The 25,515-nt window shown below is 59.4% G+C and carries 32 protein-coding genes; 22 read left to right on the top strand and 10 right to left on the bottom strand.

The window, feature by feature from the left end; translation table 11 throughout:
- The 15 genes from AB4N91_RS20555 (at position 1) to recX (ending at position 10,372) form a co-directional block, all read left to right on the top strand.
- Positions 1 to 426, top strand: a complete 426-nt coding sequence (locus AB4N91_RS20555; protein ID WP_102594284.1) for a phage tail assembly chaperone — start codon at positions 1 to 3, stop codon at positions 424 to 426.
- Positions 427 to 518: 92 nt separating this feature from the next.
- Positions 519 to 704 (top strand): hypothetical protein, encoded by a 186-nt coding sequence (locus tag AB4N91_RS20550; RefSeq protein WP_102594285.1) that lies wholly within the window; start codon positions 519 to 521, stop codon positions 702 to 704.
- Positions 705 to 706: 2 nt separating this feature from the next.
- Positions 707 to 1,873 (top strand): phage tail sheath protein, encoded by a 1,167-nt coding sequence (locus tag AB4N91_RS20545; protein ID WP_102594286.1) that lies wholly within the window; start codon positions 707 to 709, stop codon positions 1,871 to 1,873.
- On the top strand, positions 1,873 to 2,379 hold the full coding sequence (locus tag AB4N91_RS20540) for a phage major tail tube protein (RefSeq protein WP_102594287.1): 507 nt from the start codon (positions 1,873 to 1,875) through the stop codon (positions 2,377 to 2,379). The genes AB4N91_RS20545 and AB4N91_RS20540 overlap by 1 nt, the downstream gene beginning before the upstream one ends.
- A 171-nt stretch (positions 2,380 to 2,550) precedes the next feature.
- Complete coding sequence (locus AB4N91_RS20535) at positions 2,551 to 3,129, top strand: phage tail assembly protein (RefSeq protein ID WP_102594288.1); 579 nt, start codon at positions 2,551 to 2,553, stop codon at positions 3,127 to 3,129.
- 128 nt (positions 3,130 to 3,257) lie between these two features.
- Entirely contained in the window at positions 3,258 to 4,703 is a 1,446-nt protein-coding gene (locus AB4N91_RS20530) for a phage tail tape measure protein (RefSeq protein WP_460111725.1), read from the top strand.
- Entirely contained in the window at positions 4,672 to 5,409 is a 738-nt protein-coding gene (locus tag AB4N91_RS20525) for a hypothetical protein (RefSeq protein ID WP_460111724.1), read from the top strand. Before AB4N91_RS20530 ends, AB4N91_RS20525 begins: the two co-directional genes overlap by 32 nt.
- Positions 5,409 to 5,792 (top strand): phage tail protein, encoded by a 384-nt coding sequence (locus tag AB4N91_RS20520; RefSeq protein ID WP_102594290.1) that lies wholly within the window; start codon positions 5,409 to 5,411, stop codon positions 5,790 to 5,792. Before AB4N91_RS20525 ends, AB4N91_RS20520 begins: the two co-directional genes overlap by 1 nt.
- Complete coding sequence (locus AB4N91_RS20515; protein WP_154912965.1) at positions 5,785 to 5,997, top strand: tail protein X; 213 nt, start codon at positions 5,785 to 5,787, stop codon at positions 5,995 to 5,997. Before AB4N91_RS20520 ends, AB4N91_RS20515 begins: the two co-directional genes overlap by 8 nt.
- Positions 5,998 to 6,006: 9 nt before the next feature.
- The gene (locus AB4N91_RS20510; RefSeq protein WP_154912964.1) at positions 6,007 to 7,023 is read left to right on the top strand and encodes a phage late control D family protein; all 1,017 of its coding nucleotides are present in this window, start codon (positions 6,007 to 6,009) and stop codon (positions 7,021 to 7,023) included.
- Positions 7,024 to 7,097: 74 nt separating this feature from the next.
- Positions 7,098 to 7,661 (top strand): glycoside hydrolase family 19 protein, encoded by a 564-nt coding sequence (locus AB4N91_RS20505; RefSeq protein WP_154503327.1) that lies wholly within the window; start codon positions 7,098 to 7,100, stop codon positions 7,659 to 7,661.
- Complete coding sequence (locus AB4N91_RS20500; protein ID WP_460111723.1) at positions 7,643 to 8,179, top strand: lysis protein; 537 nt, start codon at positions 7,643 to 7,645, stop codon at positions 8,177 to 8,179. The genes AB4N91_RS20505 and AB4N91_RS20500 overlap by 19 nt, the downstream gene beginning before the upstream one ends.
- Before the next feature lie 80 nt (positions 8,180 to 8,259).
- Positions 8,260 to 8,760, top strand: coding sequence for a CinA family protein (locus tag AB4N91_RS20495; RefSeq protein WP_010462721.1), 501 nt, complete (start codon positions 8,260 to 8,262; stop codon positions 8,758 to 8,760).
- Positions 8,761 to 8,843: 83 nt separating this feature from the next.
- Entirely contained in the window at positions 8,844 to 9,896 is a 1,053-nt protein-coding gene (recA, locus tag AB4N91_RS20490) for a recombinase RecA (RefSeq protein ID WP_007907270.1), read from the top strand.
- A gap of 8 nt (positions 9,897 to 9,904) precedes the next feature.
- Entirely contained in the window at positions 9,905 to 10,372 is a 468-nt protein-coding gene (gene recX, locus AB4N91_RS20485) for a recombination regulator RecX (RefSeq protein ID WP_010462714.1), read from the top strand.
- Positions 10,373 to 10,428: 56 nt separating this feature from the next.
- On the opposite strand, the gene AB4N91_RS20480 is transcribed toward recX, so the two are convergent.
- Positions 10,429 to 11,547 (bottom strand): LOG family protein, encoded by a 1,119-nt coding sequence (locus tag AB4N91_RS20480; protein ID WP_458725631.1) that lies wholly within the window; start codon positions 11,545 to 11,547, stop codon positions 10,429 to 10,431.
- Positions 11,548 to 12,025: 478 nt separating this feature from the next.
- Between AB4N91_RS20480 and AB4N91_RS20475 the strand changes: the two genes are divergently transcribed.
- A complete protein-coding gene (locus AB4N91_RS20475) occupies positions 12,026 to 12,220 on the top strand; it encodes a hypothetical protein (protein ID WP_010462709.1) in 195 nt (64 codons plus the stop codon).
- On the opposite strand, the gene AB4N91_RS20470 is transcribed toward AB4N91_RS20475, so the two are convergent.
- Positions 12,221 to 12,646 (bottom strand): PA3611 family quorum-sensing-regulated virulence factor, encoded by a 426-nt coding sequence (locus AB4N91_RS20470; RefSeq protein ID WP_008153984.1) that lies wholly within the window; start codon positions 12,644 to 12,646, stop codon positions 12,221 to 12,223.
- A 184-nt stretch (positions 12,647 to 12,830) separates the two neighbouring features.
- Between AB4N91_RS20470 and AB4N91_RS20465 the strand changes: the two genes are divergently transcribed.
- From AB4N91_RS20465 to AB4N91_RS20455, 3 genes are all read left to right on the top strand, one after another.
- Complete coding sequence (locus tag AB4N91_RS20465) at positions 12,831 to 13,589, top strand: tRNA-uridine aminocarboxypropyltransferase (protein WP_145307539.1); 759 nt, start codon at positions 12,831 to 12,833, stop codon at positions 13,587 to 13,589.
- A 208-nt stretch (positions 13,590 to 13,797) separates the two neighbouring features.
- The gene (erdR, locus tag AB4N91_RS20460) at positions 13,798 to 14,448 is read left to right on the top strand and encodes a response regulator transcription factor ErdR (RefSeq protein ID WP_010462704.1); all 651 of its coding nucleotides are present in this window, start codon (positions 13,798 to 13,800) and stop codon (positions 14,446 to 14,448) included.
- Between the two features lie 75 nt (positions 14,449 to 14,523).
- Entirely contained in the window at positions 14,524 to 14,886 is a 363-nt protein-coding gene (locus AB4N91_RS20455; protein ID WP_010462702.1) for a diacylglycerol kinase, read from the top strand.
- On the opposite strand, the gene AB4N91_RS20450 is transcribed toward AB4N91_RS20455, so the two are convergent.
- Positions 14,883 to 15,809, bottom strand: a complete 927-nt coding sequence (locus AB4N91_RS20450) for a LysR family transcriptional regulator (RefSeq protein ID WP_010462700.1) — start codon at positions 15,807 to 15,809, stop codon at positions 14,883 to 14,885. The genes AB4N91_RS20455 and AB4N91_RS20450 overlap by 4 nt on opposite strands.
- A 122-nt stretch (positions 15,810 to 15,931) precedes the next feature.
- On the opposite strand from AB4N91_RS20450, the gene fpr reads away from it, so the two are divergent.
- Positions 15,932 to 16,711: a ferredoxin-NADP reductase gene (fpr, locus tag AB4N91_RS20445; RefSeq protein ID WP_003443014.1), complete on the top strand. Its 780-nt coding sequence runs from the start codon at positions 15,932 to 15,934 to the stop codon at positions 16,709 to 16,711.
- A 132-nt stretch (positions 16,712 to 16,843) separates the two neighbouring features.
- Here the strand turns inward: fpr and tsaA are convergent, their stop codons facing one another.
- From tsaA to rimO, 6 genes are all read right to left on the bottom strand, one after another.
- The gene (gene tsaA / locus AB4N91_RS20440) at positions 16,844 to 17,542 is read right to left on the bottom strand and encodes a tRNA (N6-threonylcarbamoyladenosine(37)-N6)-methyltransferase TrmO (protein WP_010462693.1); all 699 of its coding nucleotides are present in this window, start codon (positions 17,540 to 17,542) and stop codon (positions 16,844 to 16,846) included.
- A 184-nt stretch (positions 17,543 to 17,726) separates the two neighbouring features.
- Entirely contained in the window at positions 17,727 to 18,497 is a 771-nt protein-coding gene (locus AB4N91_RS20435; protein WP_077748351.1) for an SDR family oxidoreductase, read from the bottom strand.
- Positions 18,498 to 18,683: 186 nt separating this feature from the next.
- The gene (locus AB4N91_RS20430; RefSeq protein ID WP_010462689.1) at positions 18,684 to 19,151 is read right to left on the bottom strand and encodes a YehS family protein; all 468 of its coding nucleotides are present in this window, start codon (positions 19,149 to 19,151) and stop codon (positions 18,684 to 18,686) included.
- Between the two features lie 75 nt (positions 19,152 to 19,226).
- Positions 19,227 to 19,937, bottom strand: coding sequence for an rRNA pseudouridine synthase (locus AB4N91_RS20425; RefSeq protein WP_010462687.1), 711 nt, complete (start codon positions 19,935 to 19,937; stop codon positions 19,227 to 19,229).
- Positions 19,938 to 20,128: 191 nt separating this feature from the next.
- Positions 20,129 to 20,602, bottom strand: coding sequence for an acetyltransferase (locus tag AB4N91_RS20420; RefSeq protein ID WP_010462685.1), 474 nt, complete (start codon positions 20,600 to 20,602; stop codon positions 20,129 to 20,131).
- 113 nt (positions 20,603 to 20,715) lie between these two features.
- The gene (gene rimO / locus AB4N91_RS20415; RefSeq protein ID WP_010462684.1) at positions 20,716 to 22,053 is read right to left on the bottom strand and encodes a 30S ribosomal protein S12 methylthiotransferase RimO; all 1,338 of its coding nucleotides are present in this window, start codon (positions 22,051 to 22,053) and stop codon (positions 20,716 to 20,718) included.
- A gap of 289 nt (positions 22,054 to 22,342) precedes the next feature.
- Between rimO and AB4N91_RS20410 the strand changes: the two genes are divergently transcribed.
- Positions 22,343 to 24,244, top strand: a complete 1,902-nt coding sequence (locus tag AB4N91_RS20410; protein WP_077748352.1) for a potassium transporter Kup — start codon at positions 22,343 to 22,345, stop codon at positions 24,242 to 24,244.
- 206 nt (positions 24,245 to 24,450) lie between these two features.
- On the opposite strand, the gene AB4N91_RS20405 is transcribed toward AB4N91_RS20410, so the two are convergent.
- Positions 24,451 to 24,777: a DUF3077 domain-containing protein gene (locus AB4N91_RS20405; protein WP_010462680.1), complete on the bottom strand. Its 327-nt coding sequence runs from the start codon at positions 24,775 to 24,777 to the stop codon at positions 24,451 to 24,453.
- Positions 24,778 to 25,178: 401 nt separating this feature from the next.
- Here AB4N91_RS20405 and AB4N91_RS20400 point away from each other — a divergent pair, with 401 nt between their 5' ends.
- Positions 25,179 to 25,469 (top strand): Phd-YefM, encoded by a 291-nt coding sequence (locus tag AB4N91_RS20400; protein WP_077748353.1) that lies wholly within the window; start codon positions 25,179 to 25,181, stop codon positions 25,467 to 25,469.
- The last annotated feature ends 46 nt before the right edge of the window (positions 25,470 to 25,515 follow it).

The raw sequence follows: 25,515 nt of genomic DNA, 5'->3' as shown, positions 1-25,515 counted from the left end.
ATGATTTACAGCAGTAAGACAACCGGTCTTTTTCACGATTCAGATTTGGGCGGAGAGCTTCCCGCGGACGCTGTCGAAATATCGCTCGAACTGCACGCCGAGCTTTTGAACGGCCAGTCGCAGTTAATCAAGATCAACTTTGATACGTATCCACCCTCTTTGATTGAACGTCCGCCGATGGCTCCTGAGCAATTGGCTGACCTCGAGCGCACCTGGCGTGATGGGCAGTTGGCGAAAACCGATGGCATCGTGGCACGTCAGCGCGACGAACTGGATGGTGGCGGCGCAACGACCCTGACAACCGAGCAATACGCCGAGCTGCAAGCCTACCGTCGCGAGTTGCGCGACTGGCCGCAAGGGGCCGAGTTTCCCCAGGCAGATCACCGCCCGGTTGCACCCACCTGGCTGTCTGGCCAGCTCAAATAAACGCCCCGCACCGTCGGGGCGTTTTCTTATCCGCTAATCAACACCCGACAGCCCCTTCATTCAGGGGCTTTTTCACATCTGGAGAAACCCAAATGGCTGAACGCCAAACCTACACCGTCCTCGTCCCGTTCCCCACCGGACGCGGCCACTGGTCGACCGCCGGCCAGGAACTCGACCTGCTCGAAGTCGAAGCCAACGCACTGCTCAGCGCCGGTCGCCTGGAGCTGAAATCCACATCCACCAAGGCCGTGAAGGCCGCTGCCAAGAAGGCTGAATAACCATGGCTGAGGTTCTTAACTTCGAGCACAACGGCATTACCGTCAATGCCACCGAATCCCCCGAGGCCATGGGAGGCCTCGGTGACAACGTCATCGGTTTGATCGGCACGGCGCCGAAGGCCGATCCGCTGATTCCGCGCAATGCGCCGTTTCGCATCAACAGCTTCACCACCCAGGCGCTGCTCGATCCGACCGGCACTGAATCGGGCACGTTGTTCCACGCGGTGTTCCAGATCCTGAAAGTGGTCAAGGTGCCGGTCTACGTGGTCATCGTCGAAGAGGGCGCAACCCCGGCGGACACGGTGAATAACGTGATCGGCGGCGTTGAGCCCCTGACCGGTCGCAAACTGGGCCTGGCCGCGTTGAGCGGTGTGCCCGAAGACCTGACCATCATCGGTGCGCCAGGCTTCACCGGCACCAAAGCCGTGGCCAGCGAGTTCGCCTCGTTTGGCAAGCGTATCAAGGCGCGGGTGGTACTCGACGGCAAGGACGCCGCGGTGGCCGATCAAGTGACCTACAGCCAGGAACTGGGCGGCGCGGACCTCGGTTTCGACCGTTGCCTGGTCGTGCACAACATGCCGGCCGTTTACTCCAAAGCGGCGAAGAAGAACGTGTTCCTGTCGCCATCGAGTCTTGCCATCGCCGCCTTGGCCAAGGTCAAGCAATGGGAGAGCCCGGGCAACCAGGTGACCTACGCCGAAGACGTTTCGCGGGTTGTGGAATACAACATCCTCGACACCTCCACCGAAGGCGATCTGCTGAACCGCTACGGCATCAGCTACTACGCCCGGACCATCCTCGGCGGCTTCTCGCTGCTGGGTAACCGCTCCATCACCGGCAAGTTCATCAGCTACGTCGGCCTCGAAGATGCGATCAGCCGCAAGCTGGTCAAGGCCGGTCAGAAAGCGATGGCCAAGAACCTGACCAAGTCGTTCATGGATCAGGAGGTCAAGCGCATCAACGACTGGCTGCAAACCCTGGTCGCCGACGAAACCATCCCCGGCGGCAGCGTGTACCTGCACCCGGAATTGAACAGCGTCGAGAAGTACAAGAACGGCACCTGGTTCATCGTCATCGACTACGGCCGCTACGCGCCGAACGAACACATGGTTTATCAACTCAACGCCCGCGATGAAATCATCGAGCAGTTCCTGGAGGATGTTCTCTAATGTTTACCAACCGCGTAAGACAGGCCATCGCGGCCACTCTGCAAGGCTTGCCATTGTCGGCGACCGTGGAGAGTTTCGAACCGCCGAAGATCGATTTCGTAATGGAAACGATGACGGGCGGGCGCTTCATCACCGAGTCAATGGCAAAAAGTGCCACCGCGCTATCAGCCAAACTGGTTCTGCAGGGTATGGGGTCGGAAATCATGCTCTCCTTGGGCGTGAGGCTGGGAGAAGACATTCTGCTCAACGTGCGCGAGGCGGGTCAGGATCAGGACGGCAATACCTGGTTCACGTACCACACCGTTGGCGGTCAGCTTAAGTCTTTGACTGAAGCCACACTCAAGATGAACGATAAACCCACCACCACGCTCGAACTTTCCTGCCGCACCTACAACCGCCTCGAAAATGGCATTCCGGTGATCGACATCGACGTGCGCACGCAAAAGTTCGTGCTCAATGGCGTGGACATTCTCGGTGATGCCCGCCGCGCGGTATTGATTCCGTAGCCCCTCGCACTACCCCAATGCAACTCCGTTAAACGCAATCCCTGTGGGAGCGAGCCTGCTCGCGATAGCGGTGTGCCTGACACATTGATGTCGGGTGTACCGCCGCCATCGTCGGAACGCCGGCCGGAGCAGGCTCACTCCCACAGGTTGCACAACCAAGGAATTCATTTCATGTCCTGGACGCCTCCCGTTCACGTCCTGTTGTCGCCGATCACCGCCGACGACCAATCGACACTCGAGCAGATACAGCTCAAACCGTTGTTTTACGCCGCACAGAAAGAAGCCCTGGCCCGTGCCGGCGATGACGAAGACGATCAGTTCTTCGAACTGGCGAAACTGGCCACGGGCCTGTCGGTCAAGGAGCTCGACCAGCTCAAACGCCCGGACTACGTGAGCATCGCGCAGTACGTGCATGAGATGTCGACCCGTCCGGCGTCGTTTTTTCTACAGCAGGACACTGATGCTGCATCGGACGATCCCGATCAAGTGCAACTGCTGCAACCACTCAGCGCTGCGGGCCGCAGCCTGACCTCGCTCACCCTGGAAATGCCGGTGCTGCGCGCCACCAAGGCGATGAAAAAACTGAAAACTGCCAAGGAACGCGCCGAGTTCATCACCTCCCATTGCACCGGGCTGATGCTTCCCGATCTGGATCTGTTGACCGTGCCCGACTGGACACAGCTTCAGGTACGCATCGACGATTTTTTAAACAAACCGGCGGACTTCTTTCGGAGCGCGACATCGAAGTAATCCTCGATGTGGTACCGCTCATTTACTCGGTAAGTGAGGCGGACATTCTGGAATGGGACGCCGGCAAGGCATTGCGCCGATACGACATCGCGATCACTCGCCTTGGCGTGAAACAGGAGTAGAGCGGGATGGCAGAGAGTAAATATTCGCCGCCCGGTGCGGAGATCAAGAGCATTGAGCTGCCGCCACTCGGCAGTGCATCAGAAACACCGGGACTTGCCGGTATCACGAATCCTTTGTCGGGGCTGAATCTGGCACTCACAACAGCCAGCAACGACATCCGTCTGTTGGTGGAGGCGCAGGAAAAGCTGCGCGAAACCCTGGTGTCGTTGAACGGCACCCTGGCTTCGCAGCAGTCGCTGCTCAAGACAAATGCGTCGGCACCTGCGCCAGCCGGTGAGGCAAAGTCAAAGCTCAAGGCCGAGGTTGACCAGCGTGCACCACCGGAGGAGTTGACGCCGGCGATGGCAATGCAGACGGCCTTGGTCGATCTCAATCAAAAGTTGCAGCTGGACCCGGAAGCTCTTCAGGTGGTGGCGAATGAAGCCTCGAGAATAGCCACTGAAAAACGTACCTCCGCCAGTGGTACGACGGGTGTGCAGTTGGTGCAGGTGCAACTGGCAGCGGTCAATGAGGGGCTGGTCAAAAACGTCAACTCGGATGACGTTCCGCAAGTGCTGACGGATTTCGCTCGCGACATCGGCATCATGGCATCTGCGTACAAGATTGACGCCAAGGAGGCCGGCGAGTTGATGGCCGGTTGGCATAGCTCGTTGAAACTTGATCGGGCAAAAAGCCTCGACCTGGGCGACGCGGCCAACCGCCTTGGTGCCAGGGTCGATTTGAAGGCCACGGCAGCAGACATCGGTTCGGTGGTGAAAAACGGCGGCGAGACGAGTCTGGCGGCGGGCATGAAGCCCGAGCATGTGGCTGCAATCGCAGCGGCCCTGCTGAGCGCTTCGGTGAGCAAGGACGGCGCCGGGGCATCGCTGAAGACGCTGGGCACGGCGTTCGGCAAGGGCGACACGGCTACACCTGAGCAACGGGCTGCCTGGGCCGAGCTCGATATCGAGCCGGGGGCACTGACCAGCAGGATGCGCACGGACGCATCGGGAGCGATCAAGGAAGTGCTGGCGGTGCTGAGTAGCAAGCCAGCCGAGCAACAGAGTGCATTGATCAAGACGCTGTTTGAGGGCGATGTCGGCATCCGCGAGTTGCTGAAGAGCCCCCAGGACCTGAACACCGCGTTTACGGTGGCGTCCGATAAGAGCAAAGGCTCAATGGCAGAGACTGCCGACGCCCGTGGCAATACCTCGCAAGCACGCTGGAGTGCGCTGGACGCAAGCTGGACCCGTCTCAATACGGGGCTCGGTAACGCAGTGGCGCCTATTACGGATCTCGCGATGGTCAGCGCCGATCTAGTGGTCAGCGGCCTCAGTTCGGTGGTTGAGACATTCCCGAAAGTCATCGCCGGATTGTCCTTGCTGGGTGCAGCGCTTGCGACCCCGTTTCGCGGGGCGATCATGAACAAGCTCACGTCAATTGTTTCTTCCTGCAAAAACAGAACTGCTTAAACCGGACGCTGCGATCAAGCCGCCGAGAAGTGATGAGGTCGTTGGTCAAGACCAGAGAAAGACAGGCGACGGTACGCCAGACAACAACGGTAAACAGAAACCACAGGGTGCTGCTGACATCAAAGCCCCACGTCCTGCGATGCGCAGTCGACTGGTCACTTCCATGGCCAGAGCCAAGACCTTCACCGGTCGGCTGGGCGCTCCCATGGCGGTCGCCAGTACGAGTTACGACGGCATTAAAGCGCTGCTGGCGGGTGATTACAAAGCCGCGTCCGGTGCTCTCGGATCGGGTGTCGGCGGTTTGGCCGGCGGTTATGCGGGCGCTGCTGCCGGCGCGGTGATCGGCAGTTTCATCCCGGTCCCGGTTGTGGGCACTGCAATTGGAGCGTTGGTGGGCGGCCTGATCGGGTCCTACGTCGGCAGTGAGGGCGGGGAAATGCTTGGTGAGTCCCTCTACACCGAGGTTGACCGGCTTCGGTCTCCGGACCAGGTCAGCAAGGACCTGACCAGCAACCCCATGGACAACCGGCAGTTCAACTACTCGCCCGTCATCCAGATCACCGGTGCCGATCCGACGGACTCTGATCGACTGACTCAGAAAATCATGGCGAATCTGCGTATGCAGTTCAACGGCGAGTTTATGCCGATGATGATCAATCCGCTCTCTGTGCGAAGTGACGCGGCCCTGACCGACGGAGGTACGTAATGCGCCAGCAAATGGTCCTGGGCAGTTTCATTTTTGGCCTGTCCAGAAACTTCGCCTACAGCGCCCTGGTGCACAAGTCGAGCGGTGGCTGGACGAACATCGACATTCTCACCAGCAAACCCAAGTCCAGCCAGATCGGCCAAGGCCTGCAAACCCTGACGATTTCGGGCAAATCAATGTACGCGACCGCCATGAATCGGCTCGATGAACTGCGTGCCTTGCAGGCGCTGCGCATCCCTTTGCCATTGGTTGACGGCATTGGTCGTAACTGGGGCTTGTGGCGGATCAACGATGTGTCCGAAACCCAAAACAACATCATCGATGACGGTACCGCGATGGTGGTCGACTGGACGATCGAGCTGATGGAGGTCGCCAATGCATAGGGTTCGAAGTATTGCCGGTGATTCGGTGAATCTGTTGCTCTACCGCGAGCTCGGGCGTTGTGACGACGCCGTCGAGGAAGCGCTCTGGCGGCTCAATCCGGGGCTGGCCGAATACGCTGCAGTGTTGCCGGCGGGGGTGTGGGTGGTCCTGCCGGAACTGGATGTAAAACCCGTTGCACCCACGCCGGTTTCGGCCTGGGATTAAGGAGGCAACATGTCACTGGGATTCACCCCCGCGGTGGAAATTTATGGCGCCAACGCTGCGCTGCTTAACGAACGATTGCTCTCCTGGCAGCACGTCGATGCGGCGGGAATCGAGTCCGATAGTTTGACGCTGATCCTCAGTCTGGACGGGATTGAAGGCTTGCCGGACCTGGGCGGGAAGATCGGCCTGCGGGTCGGTTATCGGGAGTCGGGACTGGTGGACAAAGGCGAGTTCGTCGTTACACGACGTACACCGACGCTGTTCCCGTTGCGTCTGACGCTGGTGGCCACGGCGGCGCCGTTCAGTGCGGCGGACCTGACCGGTTTCAAGCAGCGTCGATCGGTCAGCCATGGTCCGACGACGTTGGGTGCGCTGTTTCGCCAATTGACGTCCAGGCACGGGTTTTCGCCTCGCGTCGCACCCGAGCTGGCGCTGATCCGAATCGAACACATTGATCAGTCCAACGAAACGGACATGGGTTTTCTGACCCGGCTGGCTCACCTTCATGACGCCGTCGCCAAGCCGATCAACGAACTGTATGTGTTGGCGCGGCGCGGTCAGGTGAAATCTTTGTCGGGCAAAGTTCTACCGAACATAAAGCTGTCGGTGACGACCAACAATCACCCGGGCGATAACGCCTTTATCTCTGCAGTGTTGGTGGAAACTGCCCGGGCGAAATATCAGGGTTGCAAAACCGGTTGGTGGGACGCGGCCGCCGGCAAAGTGCAGGAGGTAGAGAGCGGCATCGCGCCGTTCAAGACGATGCGCCAGCGCTACCAGAGTGCAGGCGATGCCCGGGCTGCCGGAGAGGGCGAGGTCCGCCGGATGCTGCGTGAAGCCCTCAAGGTGACGATCGAGTGCCCGGGCAATCCCGGATTGTCCGCCGAAGGCGTCGTACTGCTGGATCCCACCTGGCCGGATTTCATGCGCGGTCGCTGGTCGATCGACAAGGTGACCGCCAGCGGCAGTCGGGAGAAAAGTTATCGCTGCTCGATCGAGGCAACCTGCCTGGACGCCAAGGCCTGACGACCTTGCTCGATTCGTGAATGCGCCAACCCAATCACATCAACGCTGTTTTCCATTCTCTCTCTGGGGGGATCATGTCGGTTACTCAACACATGTTGCAAAGCATCCTGCCCAACGCCCGCCAGCAAGCGGGCGTTTTTATTTCCAGTCTCAACATCGCCATGGGGCGATTCAACATCAATACACCCAAACGTATCGCCGCGTTTCTGGCACAAGTCGGGCACGAGTCGGGACAATTGCAATACGTACGAGAGTTGGGCAGTAATCAATACCTCAGCAAGTACGACACCGGCACGTTGGCCGCACGTTTGGGAAATACGCCTGCGCTCGACGGCGACGGCCAAAAATACCGCGGCCGAGGCCTGATCCAGATCACCGGTCGTGACAACTACCTCCAATGCAGCCTCGGACTGTTCGGCGATGATCGCTTGGTGTTTGTTCCGCAGCTATTGGAACAACCCCAATGGGCCGCCGAATCAGCCGCGTGGTTCTGGGAGCAAAACGGCCTCAATGAACTGGCCGACCGCGATCAGTTCAACAGCATCACCCGGCGCATAAACGGTGGGCTTAACGGTCTGCAAGATCGTCTGCAGCTGTGGGCGCGGGCGAGGGCGGTGCTATGTCAGCCTTCGGTCTGATCCCGATTTCTTACCGGGCAATAGGCCTTGTTGTGTTACTGGCAGTGCTGGCCGGCGGATCGGCGGCGCTGGCCTGGCACTTTCAGGATTGGCGCTATGGCCGTCAACTCGCGGAACAGGCCCGGCTGCACGCTGAGGCGCTGAACCGGCTGACGCTGGCCGCCGCCACGCAGCAACAGGCCGAGCAGGACAAGCGTCTGGCGCTGGAGCAGCGTCTGTCGGCCAGCGAACAAACCCATTACCGAGCGCTTAGCGATGCCCAACGTGATCAAGGTCGCCTGCGCGATCGTCTTGCCACTGCTGATGTGCGCTTGTCAGTCCTCCTCGATGCCGGCGACGTTGCCTCAGGCAATTCAGTGCCAGACTCCGCCAGCACCCGCAGCCTGGATAATGGCGCCCCGCGAGCCCGACTTGACCCGGCGCATGCTCAACGAATTATCGCCATCACCGATGCCGGCGACAGCGGACTGATTGCCTTGCAGGCTTGCCAGGCCTATGTCAGAGCCATCGCTCGATAACATTTTGACCGATCCTGTGCCTTGCAAGCGCAATCTGCTCGTGTACGGTAGTGCTCATTCCGCTCGCTCAGGAGATGACCGTGAAAGAAATCACTCAACTGGCCGCTGAACTTGGCAGGCGCTTGCAGGTTCTGAATGCCCACGTCGCCGCAGCCGAGTCGTGTACCGGCGGCGGCATCTCAGAGGCGATCACTCGCATTCCGGGGAGTTCGGCGTGGTTCGAGGCCGGTTATGTGACGTATTCCAACCGACAGAAAACGGAGCAGTTGAACGTGCCTCCCGAATTATTCGAAACGGTCGGCGCCGTCAGTCGCGAGGTGGTCGAGGCGATGGTTCGCGGCGCTCAGGAAAAAAGTCAGGCGCATTTTGCCGTGGCGGTCAGCGGTGTTGCCGGCCCCGATGGCGGTTCGCCGAACAAACCGGTCGGCACGGTCTGGCTGGCCTGGGGCGTCGGTGAGCAGGTGTTCAGCGAGGTGCAGCACTTCGCCGGTAACCGCGATGAGGTCCGCCGACAAACGGTTAAGGCCGCGCTAGAGGGGCTGCTGCGTCATGCCGCTGGAGAAATCTCAAATCAGGGGTAGGCGATCCTGAAACGCTGTGGAATAATACTGGCTACTTATACAGGTGTTGGCCGTCAGGCCTTATTGATTACGTGAGGACTTTAATGGACGACAACAAGAAGAAAGCCTTGGCTGCGGCCCTGGGTCAGATCGAACGTCAATTCGGCAAGGGTGCCGTAATGCGTATGGGCGATCAGGACCGTCAGGCGATCCCGGCTATCTCCACTGGCTCTCTGGGTCTGGACATCGCGCTCGGCATTGGCGGTCTGCCAAAAGGTCGTATCGTTGAAATCTACGGTCCTGAATCCTCCGGTAAAACCACGCTGACGCTGTCGGTGATCGCCCAGGCTCAAAAAGCCGGCGCGACCTGCGCATTCGTCGACGCCGAACACGCCCTCGACCCTGAGTACGCCGGCAAACTGGGCGTCAACGTCGACGACCTGCTGGTTTCCCAGCCGGACACCGGCGAGCAAGCCCTGGAAATCACCGACATGCTGGTGCGTTCCAACGCGGTTGACGTGATCATCGTCGACTCCGTGGCCGCGCTGGTTCCGAAGGCTGAAATCGAAGGCGAAATGGGTGACATGCACGTGGGCCTGCAAGCCCGTCTGATGTCCCAGGCGCTGCGTAAAATCACCGGTAACATCAAGAACGCCAACTGCCTGGTAATCTTCATCAACCAGATCCGTATGAAAATCGGCGTGATGTTTGGCAGCCCGGAAACCACCACCGGTGGTAACGCGTTGAAGTTCTACGCCTCGGTTCGTCTGGACATCCGTCGTACCGGCGCGGTGAAAGAAGGTGATGAAGTCGTCGGTAGCGAAACCCGCGTCAAAGTCGTGAAGAACAAGGTGGCTTCGCCGTTCCGTCAGGCCGAGTTCCAGATTCTTTACGGCAAGGGCATCTACCTCAACGGCGAGATGATCGACCTGGGCGTGCTGCACGGTTTCGTTGAGAAGTCCGGCGCCTGGTATGCCTATGAAGGCACCAAGATCGGTCAGGGCAAGGCCAACTCGGCCAAGTTCCTGGCAGACAATCCGGAAATTGCCGCCAAGCTCGAGAAGCAACTGCGTGACAAGTTGCTGACCCCGGCGCCGGACGTCAAAGCATCGCCAGTCAAAGAGACGGCTGATGACCTGGCTGACGCTGATATCTGATTGATCCGATGACCGCCGTACTCGATACACTCGTCGCAGTGCGGCGAACCGCCATGGACCTGCTCGCACGACGCGAGCACGGTCGAGTCGAGCTGACGCGTAAACTGCGTCAGCGCGGTGCTCTCCCTGAAATGATTGACACAGCACTCGACCGTTTGACGGAAGAGGGCCTGCTGTCCGAAGCCCGTTACCTCGAAAGCTTCGTTTCCTACCGTGCTCGCTCCGGCTACGGCCCTTTGCGTATTCGTGAAGAACTGAGTCAGCGCGGCCTGCAACGTAACGACATCGAACTCGCCTTGCGCGAGAGCGGTATCAATTGGCAGGAGCAACTGGAAGATACCTGGCGGCGCAAATTTGCCGGGCATCTGCCGATAGACGTTCGGGAACGTGCCAAGCAAGGGCGTTTCCTGAGTTATCGGGGATATTCCATGGAAATGATCGGCCGCTTGTTCAGCGGTCGGGGAATGGATGATTGAGTAAAAACGGCCCGCTATTTCGATAGCGGGCCGTTTTTTTTTGCCTCGATTTTGCCTCACGTCACCTTGGACGGCTCTCGCGTGCGCTGTTGCGCCTGGGGTTTGGAGTCGGCCCAGTTTTCCGGCAGGTTGATATAGTCCACCAATTCCCGCAGGCGGCCATGATCCCTGGCGTTGAAGTTGAAGGCCAGTCGCGCCAGATGACTGAACTGCGCTTCATCGTGCTCCTCGCCGCTATAGGCGTGCTGATGAAAGTGATCGCTCAGGCACAGGTCGGCGAACGCTTCCTGCATGTGTTCGAGCGCCTGGTCGCTGAGTTTGTGGTTCATGCGGACCACGAACTGATGCTTGAGCCAGCGACTGGAGTGGAAGTTGCCGTAGAACTGATTGATCTGCTCTACCGCTTCTTCGGCGCTGTAGACCAGGCTCACGAGCTTCATGTCGGTGGGCAGGATATAGCGATTTTCCTCCAGTTGATGATGAATGAAGTCCAGCGCGCCTTGCCAGAACTTGCCGCCCGGCGCATCCAGCAGCACTACCGGCACCAATGGGCTTTTGCCGGTCTGAATCAACGTCAACACCTCGAGTGCTTCATCCAGGGTGCCGAAACCACCTGGACACAGGACCAGCGCATCGGCTTCCTTGACGAAGAACAGCTTGCGGGTAAAAAAGAAGTGGAAGGGCAGCAGGTTGGCGGTGCCCTGAACCGTGGGGTTGGCATGCTGCTCGAAGGGCAGGGTGATATTGAACCCCAGGCTGTGTTCCAGGCCGGCACCTTCATGGGCCGCCGCCATGATGCCGCCACCGGCACCGGTGATGACCATCAGGTCCGAGCGGGCCAGCGCCGCGCCGAGTTCCCGGGCCAGGCCATACAGCGGGTGTTCGATCGGTGTGCGCGCCGAGCCGAAAACCGTGACCTTGCGTCGCCCCCTGAACTGTTCGAGCACGCGAAAGGCATGCTCCAGTTCGCGCAGGGTTTGCAGGGTGATCTTGGCGTTCCAGCGGTTGTGGTCTTCCTGGGCCATGCGCAGCACGGTCAGGATCATGTCGCGGTAAATCGGAGTGTTGGGGCTGTTGGGTGAAACCAGGTTGAGTTGCTCTTCGACCTTGCTGATGAGGTCGTGGCCGCTTTCTTCGAAATGACGGCTCAGGAGGTCATTCGGTTGGTAAGGCATTCAACTTCTCCTTCTGCACAGAACCCTTGGCACCGACAAAACAGTCGTCAGCGCCGCGACACTTCATGTGTCGCTGTCTGCCCAAGCCCATGCCTGGGCGCTCCACTCGACTCGGTTCGAGTCGTCCATACAGGCTCTGTTTTTCCCTTGGATGAAAGAAACGTTCGCACAACAAGACACGCGATGGGCAGCCCCTTTCCTGCCCTGAAAAGTGATCGTGAACACTCTGAATCTAGACCCTTGCAGAGATTCTCGCTGCCTTGATCATTGCGCCGCAAAGTCTTTCCTGGCAACCGCTTATTGACGATTTGCAAGGTGAATTCACCGTTCGTCCGAACGCAAGCCGCAGGCCTCGCGCTCTGATTTACTAAGTTACAGGCATGACACGACAACTTTGCGTCAAAGGCAGGGCGCACGGTTCAAGCGGTTTAAGGATTTTTCGCTCAAAAAGGGGCGAGGTGCAGGGAGGCTGGAAGCTATGGCCAGAGTCATTCTGGAAATCGATACGCATCTGTATCGATTACTGAAGTCATCCGCCGAGACCAATCATTTGAGTCTTGAGGAGGAGTGTTGCCGGCGTCTGGAAGGCGCCGAGCGGCGTTCGCGATACTTGCAGGCGTTGGTGGCAGAACTGCGCGCCGAGGATGAACAGCGGCGCGCCAATTCCCGATGATTACTTCTTCTTGGCCGGTGCTGCTTTCGGGCAATCCGATTCCTGATAGCTGGCGGAACCGACCGAGCGATTGGTCTTCACTTCAGTGAAGTCGTAGCGCATGACTGCGCCCTTGGCCATCAGTTTACGGAACGATGGGTTGTTGCACACAGAGGCGCCCAGCTGGAAATACACGGCTTTGGGGTCGGCGCGCATCTTGTTGGCGTGGCTGCTTTGTACACTCAGGTGGTTGATCAGCGTGTTGCCTTCAACGGTGTAGCCCTGATCAAGAATGTCTTCGTTGATCGCCCGTGGAGTACCGACACTGCTTTGTGTGGCGACGTTTCGCAGTTCTCTGTTGAGATTCTGCTCACTCAAGGACGCAGCCTGAGCGCTGAAGGACGACGCCAGCAAAATGGCAGCGGTGGGAACGATAAGGCGCAGCATGAAACTCTCCTGGTTCAGTGACTGATGGTTCGACCCGTCACATGACTGTGCGTTCAGTGGCGGCGAATTATAGGGGACGAGGCCTGGACGGTACAGGCTTGCGCCGGCCGCTCTGATAAACTGCCGCCACTTTCTGACTTGCCGAGCGTTATTCGTGTCGATTTCCCCTCCGGTGCTGCCTGCGATGAGCCCTGTAACCCCAACCTTTGCTGCAAACGCCGTCGCCCGCTTGCGCGACGAGCGAGAGGAGGAGGGCATCAAGCCGATCCAGGCCCGTGGCTGGAGGGCGCCGCGTTGCCGTGCCTGCCGCGTGATCGAGAGTCACTGCCTGTGCGCCTGGCGTCCGCAGGTTGAGGCCCGCTCCGGCGTGTGCCTGATCATGACTAACAAAGAAGTGTTCAAGCCGAGCAACACCGGTTGGCTGATCGCCGATGTGGTGCGCGACAACCATGCCTTTATCTGGTCACGCACGGAAACGGATCCGCAGTTGCTGGCATTGCTGGCCGACCCGCAATGGCAACCGTATCTGGTCTTTCCGGGTGAGTACGTCGAGCCTGAGCGAGTGACGAACACGGTCGAAGCCGATAGCACCAAGCGGCCATTGTTTATTCTGCTCGATGCGACCTGGACCGAAGCCCGGAAGATTTTCCGCAAAAGCCCTTACTTTGATCGGTTGCCGATTCTGAGCCTGTTGCCCGAGAAGCTGTCACGGTACCGGTTGCGCCGCTCGACCCGCAGCGAGCACTTGTGCACCGCCGAAGTGGCGGCACTGTGCCTTGATCTGGCGGGCGATACCGAGGCGGCCTCGGCGCTGGACGCTTATTTCGACGTGTTCAGCCAGCATTACCTTGATGCGAAACATCAGCTGGACATGAACGTGGCAACGCCGGCCCACACCGAACTGATGCCTTTCGTGCAGAACGCGGCGCCGGTGGCCTGCTGATTGTCGCCCATACTGCAAAGAACTGTACCGGCCATGCACCTTGACCACCCCGGTTTCGCTGGGCATGCTTGGCGCCGATTAGGGCGCGGCCAAAGTTTGATACGCCGTATTCTTTGCGTGATAGCCACGTAATTGGCGTTGAACGTGCCCTGCTGGTGCAGCTCCGTGGCTGTGCCTTGAGTTGTTTGAAAACAGGATCATTAGAAAAATGGCCACATACGAAATCCTGATTGCCGATGACCACCCTCTTTTTCGTAGCGCCCTGCATCAAGCGTTGACCCTGGGCCTGGGTCCGGATGTCCGTCTGGTGGAAGTGGCAAGCATTGCCGAACTGGAAACCCGGCTGGACGAAAAGTCTGACTGGGACCTGGTACTGCTCGACCTCAACATGCCGGGGGCCTACGGTTTTTCCGGGCTGGTGCTGCTTCGCGGTCAATACCCGCAGATCCCGGTGGTGATGGTGTCGGCTCAGGAAGAGGCCTCGATCATGGTGAAGTCCCGTGAATTCGGCGCCAGCGGCTTCATTCCCAAATCCAGTGACCTGAGCGTCATCCAGAAAGCCGTGCGAGCGGTGCTCGATGGCGATGTGTTCTGGCCGCCTCAGGCGTTCGAAGCCGTGAGTGTTTCCGCTGAAGCCAAGGCAGCCAGTGAAGGCCTTGCCAGCCTGACACCTCAACAGTTCCGGGTGCTGACCATGGTCTGTGAAGGGCTGCTGAACAAGCAGATTGCTTATGAGTTGAGCGTTTCCGAAGCGACGATCAAGGCGCATGTTACGGCTATATTCCGCAAGCTGAATGTGCGCACTCGCACCCAGGCGGCGTTGCTTCTGCAACAACTTGAGTCAATTTCAAGCCACTAAGCGTTGGCATCTTCACGCTTTTTTGACTTTGGTTGATCTAGCTTTCCCACTCCTTTTTGGTCAGTTGCCCACTCTATGTCACCTTTCAAAGGCCAAACCGGCCTCAAACGCATTCTCAACGCTTCCGGTTACTCGCTGGATGGCCTGCGCGCAGCCTTCACCGGTGAAGCGGCTTTTCGGCAGCTGGTGTTGCTCAATGTCATCCTGATCCCGCTTTCGTTCTTTCTGAACGTCAGTCGTGTCGAGCAGGCATTGCTGATCGCGGTCTGCCTGTTGGCGTTGATCGTCGAGCTGCTGAATTCGGCAGTGGAAGCGGCCATCGACCGCATTTCCCTTGAGTTGCACCCGCTGTCCAAGAACGCCAAGGACATGGGCAGCGCCGCTCAATTCGTGGCGTTGAGCATGATCGGGCTGGTGTGGGCGGTGATTCTGCTTTAAGCGATGCTGGGCAGCACGATCTCGTCGCTGCGCTGAACCCCGGCGGTGAACGCGCGGCACAGGTCGAGGAATTCGCGCATCGCCGAGGTCTGATATTTCTGTTTGTGCCAGATGAAATAGAACTGCCGCGCCAAGTCCAGATCCGGTGTCTCCACCGGCACCAGACTGCCGCGGCGGAATGCATCGCGCAGCGCCAGACGCGAAATACAGCCAATCCCCAGGCCTGATTCCACCGCGCGCTTGATCGCTTCGGTGTGTTCCAGCTCCAGTCGGATATTCAGCGCGCTGCGATGATGACGCATGGCCTGGTCAAAGGTCAGCCGCGTGCCAGAGCCTTGTTCCCGCAGAATCCAGGCCTCGTGGGTCAGTTCTTCCATGCTCGCGCTGCCACGCTGGGCCAGCGGATGCTGCGGCGCGCAGAACACCACCAGCTCATCCTCGACCCAGCTCTGCACCTCGATGTCTGGATGACTGCAATCGCCTTCGATTAGACCCAGATCAATTTCATAGTGCGCGACTTGCTGCACGATGTTGGCAGTGTTCTGCACGTGCAGCTTCACCTGACTTTCCGGATGGCGCTGCATGAAGCTGCCGATCAGCAGGGTGGCCAGGTAATTGCCGATGGTCAGGGTCGCGCCGACGGCCAGGGAGCCGAAACCGGACTTGCCGTTGAGCAGGTCTTCGATTTCCTTGGCCTGGTCGAGCAGCGCCACAGCTTGTGGCAATAGCTGTTTGCCGAGGGCGTTAAGGCTCAGCCGTTTGCCGGCGCGGTCGAACAGCTGGCAGCTGCACTGACGCTCTAGCTCGGTGATCGAGGTGCTCGCCGCCGATTGCGAAAGGTTGAGCGTCAGGGCAGCACGGGATACGCTTTCCTGCTGGGCGACGGCGACGAATACTTGAAGTTGACGGAGAGTAAATCGCATATCTATATAACCGATAACCCTTATCTTAATAATCCATTTAACAGATATTGTCGCTGCCATTAGAATGCGATGCAATTGCGCACATCAGCGGCGCAGGCAAAATCTCCAGGAGTCCCACGTACATGAGCAACATGAACCACGAGCGTGTCCTCAGTGTTCATCACTGGAACGACACTCTGTTCAGCTTCAAGTGCACCCGCGATCCGGGCCTGCGCTTCGAGAACGGTCAGTTCGTGATGATCGGCCTGCAACAGCCCAACGGCCGGCCGCTCATGCGCGCTTACTCGATTGCCAGCCCGAACTGGGAAGAGCATCTCGAGTTCTTCAGCATCAAGGTGCCTGATGGCCCGCTGACTTCCCAGTTGCAGCATCTGAAGGAAGGCGACGAGATCATCATCAGCAAAAAGCCTACCGGCACCCTGGTGCTGGATGACTTGAAGCCTGGCAAACATTTGTACCTGCTCAGCACCGGTACTGGCCTGGCGCCGTTCATGAGCGTCATCCAGGACCCGGAAACCTACGAGCGTTTCGAAAAAGTGATCCTGTGCCACGGCGTGCGTTACGTCAACGAAGTCGCTTACCGCGAGTTCATCACCGAACATCTGCCGCAGAACGAGTTCTTCGGCGAGGCGTTGCGTGACAAGTTGATCTACTACCCGACCGTGACCCGCGAGCCGTTCGAGAACGAAGGTCGCCTGACCGATCTGATGCGCAGTGGCAAGCTGTTCAGCGACATCGGCCTGCCACCGATCAACCCGCAGGACGACCGCGCCATGCTGTGCGGCAGCCCGAGCATGCTCGACGAGACCAGCGAAGTGTTGAACAGCTTCGGCCTGAAAGTTTCGCCGCGGATGCGCGAGCCGGGTGATTACCTGATCGAGCGTGCGTTCGTCGAGAAGTAAGCACAACGCCTGACGGCTTTGCTTTCCCTGTGGGAGCGAGCCTGCTCGCGATAGCGGTGTATCAGTCAGCATTATTGCCGACTGCCACACCGCTATCGCGAGCAGGCTCGCTCCCACAGTGGTTTCTGGCGTTCAGGTTTTTGCGGGAATGACTTCCAGGACGCGGATGACGCCCGCCTCGGGATAATGCCAGCGCACATCCAGATCCCAGAACTGCGCTCCATATTCCCGCTCAGGTGTCGGCGTCTGGTACGCCGGACGTGGGTCTTGTGCCAGGCATTGATCAATCAGGGCAACCAACGGCTCGCCGAGGCGCTGAGCGTGCTCGTGAGCTTGTTGCAGCGCTGTCTCCGTCCACCGCACAGGAATCAACTGCGGCGCGGCGCTGGCGATGCTGTTGGAGGCGCTGTCGATGATGTCGGCGTAAGGCACGTAGGGTTTGATGTCGAGAACCGGCGTGCCGTCCAAGAGGTCGATACCGGAGATAAACAACCGATTGGCTTCGACCTTGTCCAGTTTCACCACGGATTGGCCGATGCCATTGGGCCGATGTGTCGCACGGGTGGCGAACACGCCCATGGATTTGTTGCCGCCCAGGCGAGGGGGGCGGACTTTCAGGCGTGGCTTCTCTTCCAGGGCCTGATGAAACAGGAACAGCAGCCAGACGTGGCTGACCTGCTCGAGACCTTGCACCGCATCGCCCTGATCGAACGGCGCCACCAGTTCCAGCACGCCACGAGCGGCCGGGGCCAGCTGAGGCTGGCGCGGGATGGCGAACTTCTCCTTGAAGCAGGAGCGCACGAAGCCGATGGGGGAAACGCTGTAGGTCATGGTCTGGGTCGAGGCGGGATGGGGCGGGCATGATAACCCGGCGGGCCTCAAGGCGGGGGGTGACTGAGCGGGCCTCTTCGCGGGCAAGCCTCGCGCCTACTGGGTTATCGAGCGAACACGGCGTTTGTGTACGCCAAAGAACCTGTAGGAGCGAGGCTTGCCCGCGAAGGCCGCACCGCCAATCTCAGAGACTGAACCCACCATCCAGCGGAATAACATTCCCGGTCATATAAGCCCCCGCCGTACTTGCCAGACTGATTGCCAGCGCCGCCATCTCTTCCTCCCGGCCCCAGCGCTTCATCGGAATCAGCGCCGTATCCTCCGCCAGCGCTTGCTCATCGTTACCAATGTGCTGCGTCATCTTGCTCGGGAAGCGCCCCGGCGCAATCACGTTGACGTTGATGTGCTGGCTCACCAGCTCCCGCGCCAGAATCCGCGACAGTTGATGGAGGGCAGCCTTGCTCGGCCCGTAGGCATACGCCTGTTCGCCAAAGGACGAAATCCCCGCCACCGAACCGATGTTGATGATCCGCGCCGGATTCGCCTCTGAACCCGCCTTGCGCAGCAAAGGCAAAAACTGCTGGATGCAGTTGAACACCGAGGTCACGTTAAGCTGCATGACCTTCTCCCAGCCCTTGACCGGATAGCTTTCCAGCGGAGCGCCCCATGTGGTGCCGGCGTTGTTCACCAGAATGTCCAGATGACTGATTTGCTCGCCCAGCCGCATGGCCAAGTGCTGCACGCCTTCTTCGGTCGCCAGATTGGCGGCCACGGCATGGCAGGTTCCCAGGGCGCTCAACTCGTCAGCCGTTTGCTGACACGCTTCGGCATCCCGGGCACAGACGTACACGGTGGCGCCGGCCTCGACATACGCCTTGGCGATCATTTTGCCGATACCACGGGTGCCACCGGTCACCAGAGCGGTGCGGCCTTGCAGGGAAAAGTACGGGTGCATGGCGAATCCTGAGAGCTGAGGGTCAATACACCCTAGTCGTCAGCCGCCAGAAGCGGAGCCACTATTTTTGCGAGGAATGAGGGGCCATACGGCCCAGCTGCAAGTTTCAAGCTACAAGCTACAAGCTACAAGCTACAAGCTACAAGCTAGACACCATCCGCTTGCGGCTTGTAGCTTGCAGCTGCTTTACGCTCTCACTCGAAGAGTGAGGCCCTTGAGGAAGTTGCGCAGCAACTGGTCGCCGCACGGGCGATAGTTGGTGTGGCCGAACTTGCGGAACAGTGCGCTCAGCTCAGGCTTGGACACCGGGAACTCGGACGCCTTGAGGATCGCGTGCATGTCGTCTTCTTTGAGTTCGAAGGCCACGCGCAGTTTCTTCAGGATGATGTTGTTGGTCACCGGCACTTCGATCGGCTGCGGCGGACGGCTTTCGTCCTTGCCGCGCTTGAAGATCACCAGGCCGTCGAGGAAGTGCGCCATGACTTCGTCCGGGCAGCGCACGAAGCCTTCCTCGTCTTCCTCTTTCTTGTCGAGGTAGGTCAGCAGGTCTTCCAGGGACACGTCCATGCCGCCGATCTTGATGATCTCGATGACTTTCTTGTCGCTGATGTCGAGCATGTAGCGCACGCTGCGCAGTACGTCGTTATGAATCATGGTGTGCAATCCTGATATTCAGCAGTGGGCGCCGCGTAAACAGCGGCGCCGGAATGTGTGGCGGCGTGAAAAGTCTCAGAACTTCTCTTTGCCGGACAGGTAGCGCCATTGCCCCAACGGCACTTTGCCGATGGACACGCCGCCAATGCGGATGCGGCGGATGGCGACGACCTTCAGGCCAACGGCCTGGCAAAACAGGGCGATCACGCCCGGTTGCGGGTTCTTCATCGCGAAACGCAGGCGGTTTTCGTTCTGCCAGCTGGCTTTGACCGGCGGCAGTTCCTTACCTTTGTAGGTCAGGCCGTGGTTCAGGCGGTTGAGGCCGTGAGCCACCATGTCGCCTTCTACCTCGACGACATATTCTTGTTCGATCTTGGCGGAGTCGGCGGTGAGCTTGCGCAGGATCTTCCAGTCCTGGGTGAACACCAGCAGACCGCTGGCGTTGGCCTGCAAGTCGGTGCTGGCGGTCAGGCGCAGGAAGTGACCCTTGAGCGGACGTTTGCTGAAGCGGTGTTCTTCGCTCAGGGTCTCGGCGCTGATGGTCGCCATTGCAGTTTCCGCGTCCATGCCCACGGGCACGTTCAGCAGGATGGTCACCGGTTCCGGCGCAGTGGCCTTGGCCTCGGGGTCGAGCTCGACTTTCTGGGTGTCGACCTTGAATTGCGGCTCGTCGATGACTTCACCGTCCACGGTGACCCAGCCGCCCTCGATGAACAGCTCAGCCTCCCGACGGGAACAGCCGACGAGTTCGATGAGGCGTTTGGAGAGACGAATCGGGTCAGTCATGACAGGGCCGTAACAAAAAAGGGGTGGGCATTGTACCTGCTGGGCGCTGGTTAATCCCGGCTCCATTTGCCGCAGGTGCTTTTAATGTGGGGGCGAGCCTGCTCGCGAAAGCGTCTTCAGCTTCAACATCAATGTCGATTGATAGACCGCTTTCGCGAGCAGGCTCGCTCCCACAAGGGTTTCATGTTGTGTCAGCCGTTGCGCGTCTTTTGTTGCGCCTGGCGCAAACGCATGTGCAGCAACGGATAAGGCTGACCCATGCCATCGACCTCCGAACGACCAATCACTTCGAACCCCTGCTTGAAGTAAAACCCCAAGGCCTGCGGATTCTGCTCGTTGACGTCCAGCTCGTTGGCGTTCAGGTGTTCCATGGCGTAACGCAGCAACTGCTTGCCCAAACCCTGACCACGGTGGGCCGGGTCGATGAAGAGCATCTCGATCTTGCCCGCCGCCACCCCGGCAAACCCGGTGATGCGCTGGCGCGAGTCCTTGGTGCAGATCAGCATCACCGCGTCGAGGTAGCGGGTCAGCACCAGGTTCTTCAGCAATTCAATGTAGCTGTCCGGCAGAAAGTCATGGGTGGCGCGCACCGAAGCTTCCCAGACTTGTGTGAGTTCTTCGTAGTCGCTCTGTTTCGGCGTGTGGATGACCGAATGTTGGCGCATGGCCGGTTGCCCCTTTTACCGTGGAGTGTGCGAGTCCTTTCTTCCACAAAACGATAGACCTAAAAAAGCCCCGCATCTCGTCAAGAGAGCAGGGCTTTTCGTATTTTTTGCGTTTAGATCTGTTCAGCCCACAGGTCGTACTCGTCGGCGTCGGTCACTTTGCACCAGACCTTGTCGCCTGGCTTGAGGTTGCTGCCGTTGTCGATGAACACGTTGCCGTCGATTTCCGGGGCATCGAAGAAGCAGCGGCCAACGGCGCCTTGCTCGTCGACTTCGTCTACCAGCACTTCGATTTCACGGCCGACGCGCATTTGCAGGCGCGCCGAGCTGATGGCCTGCTGGTGCGCCATGAAGCGGTCCCAACGGTCTTGCTTGACGTCGTCCGGCACGATGGCCGCGTCCAGCAGGTTGGCCGGTGCGCCTTCGACTGGCGAGTACTGGAAGCAGCCGACGCGGTCGAGTTGCGCTTCGGTCAGCCAGTTCAGCAGGTACTGGAAGTCTTCTTCGGTTTCGCCGGGGAAGCCAACGATGAAGGTCGAACGGATGATCAGGTCCGGGCAGATCTCCCGCCAGTTCTTGATGCGCGCCAGGGTCTTGTCTTCGAAGGCCGGGCGTTTCATGGCTTTCAGGACTTTCGGGCTGGCGTGCTGGAACGGGATGTCCAGGTACGGCAGGATTTTCCCGGCGGCCATCAGCGGGATCAGCTCGTCGACGTGCGGGTACGGGTAAACGTAGTGCAAGCGGACCCAGACGCCGAGGGTGCTCAGGGCTTCGCAGAGTTCGGTCATGCGGGTTTTCACCGGCGCGCCGTTCCAGAAACCTGTGCGGTATTTCACGTCGACGCCGTAGGCGCTGGTGTCTTGCGAGATCACCAGCAGCTCCTTGACGCCGGCCTTGACCAGGCGCTGGGCTTCGTCGAGCACGTCACCGACCGGACGGCTGACCAGCTTGCCGCGCATCGACGGGATGATGCAGAAGCTGCAACTGTGGTTGCAGCCTTCGGAAATCTTCAGGTAGGCGTAGTGGCGCGGGGTCAGCTTGATGCCTTGCGGCGGCACCAGGTCGATCAGCGGGTTGTGATCCTGGCGCGGTGGCACGGCGTCGTGCACGGCGTTGACCACTTGCTCGTACTGCTGCGGACCGGTCACGGCCAGCACGCTCGGGTGCACCTTGCGGATGTTGCCTTCTTCGACGCCCATGCAGCCGGTCACGATGACCTTGCCGTTTTCCTTGATGGCTTCGCCGATCACTTCCAGGGACTCAGCCTTGGCCGAGTCGATGAAACCGCAAGTGTTGACCACCACGACATCGGCGTCCTCGTAAGTGGACACGACGTCATAGCCTTCCATGCGCAGCTGGGTAAGGATGCGCTCGGAGTCGACCAGTGCTTTGGGGCAACCCAGGGATACGAAGCCAACTTTTGGATTGGCCGGCGCAGGAGTGGTGGACATGTCTAACCTCGGTATTTGGGACGCCTCCAGCCGAAGACGGCAAGGCGACAGACGGGCGCTATGTTGCGCCTCTGGTCAAAAAGTGCGCAATTCTAGCGATGAGACGCGCACTTGACCAGCTTTATGCAGGGAAATACGACGAGTGCTGCGCTATGCTTCGCGCCTTTACGCTTTACCGATTTTTTACAGTCAATGAAACGTCTGTAACGTCATGTAAAACAGCGCATGCTGCACGGCAAAGCATAGTGCTTCTTATAAGAAGTCCGGGTCTGAGTAGTAGGAGTTTTGGATGGGGCAGGCAAGTAGTCAGGCAGCGGGTGCCGAGCATTCGGCGGCAAAGCCGATCGGCATGCTGGTCGCGGCGGTCGGGGTGGTTTATGGCGATATCGGCACGAGCCCGCTGTACACCCTCAAAGAAGTGTTTTCCGGTGGCTATGGCGTACCGGTCAACCATGACGGCGTGTTGGGCATCCTGGCGCTGATCTTCTGGTCGCTGATCTGGGTCGTCTCGATCAAATACATGATGTTCGTGCTGCGTGCCGACAACCAGGGCGAAGGCGGGATCATGGCCTTGACCGCGCTGGCCCGGCGAGCAGCAGCGGGGCATCCGAAGTTGCGGGCGTTGCTGGTGGTGTGTGGGTTGATCGGTGCGGCGCTGTTCTATGGCGACAGCATGATCACCCCGGCGATTTCCGTGCTCTCGGCGATTGAAGGCCTGGGGCTGGCGTTCGAAGGCATCGACCATTGGGTGGTGCCGCTGTCCTTGGTCGTGCTGGTGGCGCTGTTCCTGATTCAGAGCCACGGCACCGCGCGCATCGGCATTCTGTTCGGGCCGATCATGGTCACCTGGTTTGTGGCGCTCGGTGCACTGGGTGTCCACGGCATCTTGCAGCACCCGGAAGTGTTGCAAGCGCTGAACCCGGTCTGGGGCGTGCGTTTCTTCACCCAGCATCCGGGCATGGGCGTGGCGATCCTCGGCGCGGTGGTGCTGGCGTTGACCGGTGCCGAAGCGCTGTACGCCGACATGGGCCACTTCGGGCGCAAGCCGATTGCCCGTGCGTGGTTCATCCTCGTGCTGCCGGCGCTGGTGCTGAACTACTTCGGCCAGGGAGCGCTGTTGCTGGGTGATCCGGAAGCCGCTCGCAACCCGTTCTACCTGTTGGCGCCAAGCTGGGCGTTGCTTCCATTGGTGGGATTGTCGACGATGGCCACGGTGATTGCCTCGCAAGCGGTCATCTCCGGCGCGTTCTCCCTGACCCGTCAGGCGATCCAGCTCGGCTACATTCCGCGCATGCACATCCGCCACACCTCCAGCGCCGAGCAGGGCCAGATCTACATCGGTGCGGTGAACTGGGCATTGATGGTCGGCGTGATCCTGTTGGTGCTGGGCTTCGAGTCCTCAGGCGCCCTGGCCTCGGCCTACGGCGTGGCGGTAACCGGCACAATGCTGATGACCACCATCCTGGTGTCGGCGGTGATATTGCTGTTGTGGAAATGGCCGCCGGTGCTCGCTGTTCCGCTGTTGCTCGGCTTCTTGTTGGTGGACGGTCTGTACTTTGCCGCCAACGTGCCGAAAATCATTCAGGGCGGGGCGTTCCCGGTAATTGCCGGTATCGCGCTGTTCGTGCTGATGACCACCTGGAAACGCGGCAAACAACTGCTGGTGGAGCGCATGGACGAAGGCGGTCTGCCCCTGCCGATTTTCATCAGCAGTATCGCCGTGCAACCGCCGCATCGCGTGCAGGGTACCGCCGTGTTCCTGACCGCACGCCCGGATGCCGTGCCCCACGCGCTGTTGCACAACCTGCTGCATAACCAGGTACTGCACGAGCAAGTGGTGCTGTTGACCGTGGTCTACGAAGACATCCCGCGGGTACCGTCGAGCCGACGCTTCGAAGTCGATTCCTACGGCGAAGGGTTCTTCCGGGTGATCCTGCACTTCGGCTTCGTCGACGAGCCGGACGTGCCGCAAGCACTGAAACTGTGCCATCTCGATGACCTCGACTTCAGCCCGATGCGCACCACCTACTTCCTCAGCCGCGAGACGGTGATCGCCTCCAAACTCGAAGGCATGGCCCGTTGGCGCGAGGCGCTGTTCGCCTTCATGTTGAGGAATGCCAATGGCAATTTGCGCTTCTTCAATCTGCCGCTGAACCGGGTGATTGAGCTGGGTACTCAGGTCGAGATGTAAGCTCCTATTGAAACGCCCCCGTTGCCAGTGCGGCAGCGGGGGCTTTTTTGTGCCTGGAATCTCGCCCTGAAGGCCAAGAAGGTCCCTTGTGGGAGCGAGCCTGCTCGCGAAAGCGGTGTATCAGCCAACCTTGATAGTGGCTGACACGACGCCTTCGCGAGCAGGCTCGCTCCCACAAGGGGCGGCGGTGTTTCATGTCTGTGCGCTTACTGGCACTCAGGCAGCCCTTCTTCTGATTCGGTCTTCGTCCGGGCCGGTCGCGGCGTCAGCACCTTCACAACATCATCAATCACGGCTTTGCCCATCGCCGTCAGATAGTGAGCGGCCCAGGCGTGGCGGTCGGTGTCTCTTGCGTAGGCAGCATCCTCGGCAAATGATTTGCCGAGGAACAGCAGGTCAGAGGCTTGTGACAAGGCATCAACGATGGGGACGCCGGCGCGGACGTTGAATAGCGCCTGATCCGGGCAGTAGATGAGTGGGGTGTAGCCTATGGTTTTTAATTCTGAGATCGCGGTTGAATCAATTTTTGTCATGGTCATTCTCCAGCATTAGAGGAGTCGCCACGTTCGTTTCCAAGCGAATGGGTGGCGGCTGTACGCAGGTTGGAAACCGGGGACCATAGAACCGGCACGCCCGAAGGCGTCCCACGCACAGCCGCCATAACACCAAGTTCGCAGTCGTTAAAACGTCTGGAATCGAGGTGGAGGTGCTGTTGCGCTGTGATCCGACGGGTTTCCAAGCCCGATCGCTGAATGGTCAGCGACGTCCGGAGAGTATCCCGTCGAAGAAAAACGCAACAAGGCGGCAAAGTGCCCAAACACGAGATTCGGAGTTTGCCTACAAGGTCCGCGGGCGTCTTCCGATATTGCGACACGTTAAGTAAACGGTACGTTGAGCTGCGCGTTCAGATTTGCAGTATTTGAGAGAGGTGAGTATGGCGGCATCATCAGTGCGTGCTGTCCAAGCAGTATCGACAACTGCAATGGTCAGGGGCTTCAGTACGAAACTCAAGGAGATCTCTAGCCGTGCCATTGAGTGCATGGTCATTGTCCAAAATAATCAGCCAGCAGCGGTCATTATCAATGTCGATGCCTATCAGGAAATGCTCGACGAGATTAATGATCTTTGCGTTGAAGCAGCAGCTGCGGAGCGCTTGGCCGGTTTTGATCAGGCCAGTGTAATTTGTCACGACGATATGAGAACACGGTTCGCCAGGAAAGACTAAGTGCCAGTATCGAGGGTGGTAGACGCATCCGCACAGGCGGCACGTG

The sequence above is a fragment of the Pseudomonas sp. H3_D04 genome (assembly GCF_054669175.1).
This window is presented reverse-complemented; position numbering and strand designations above follow the sequence as displayed.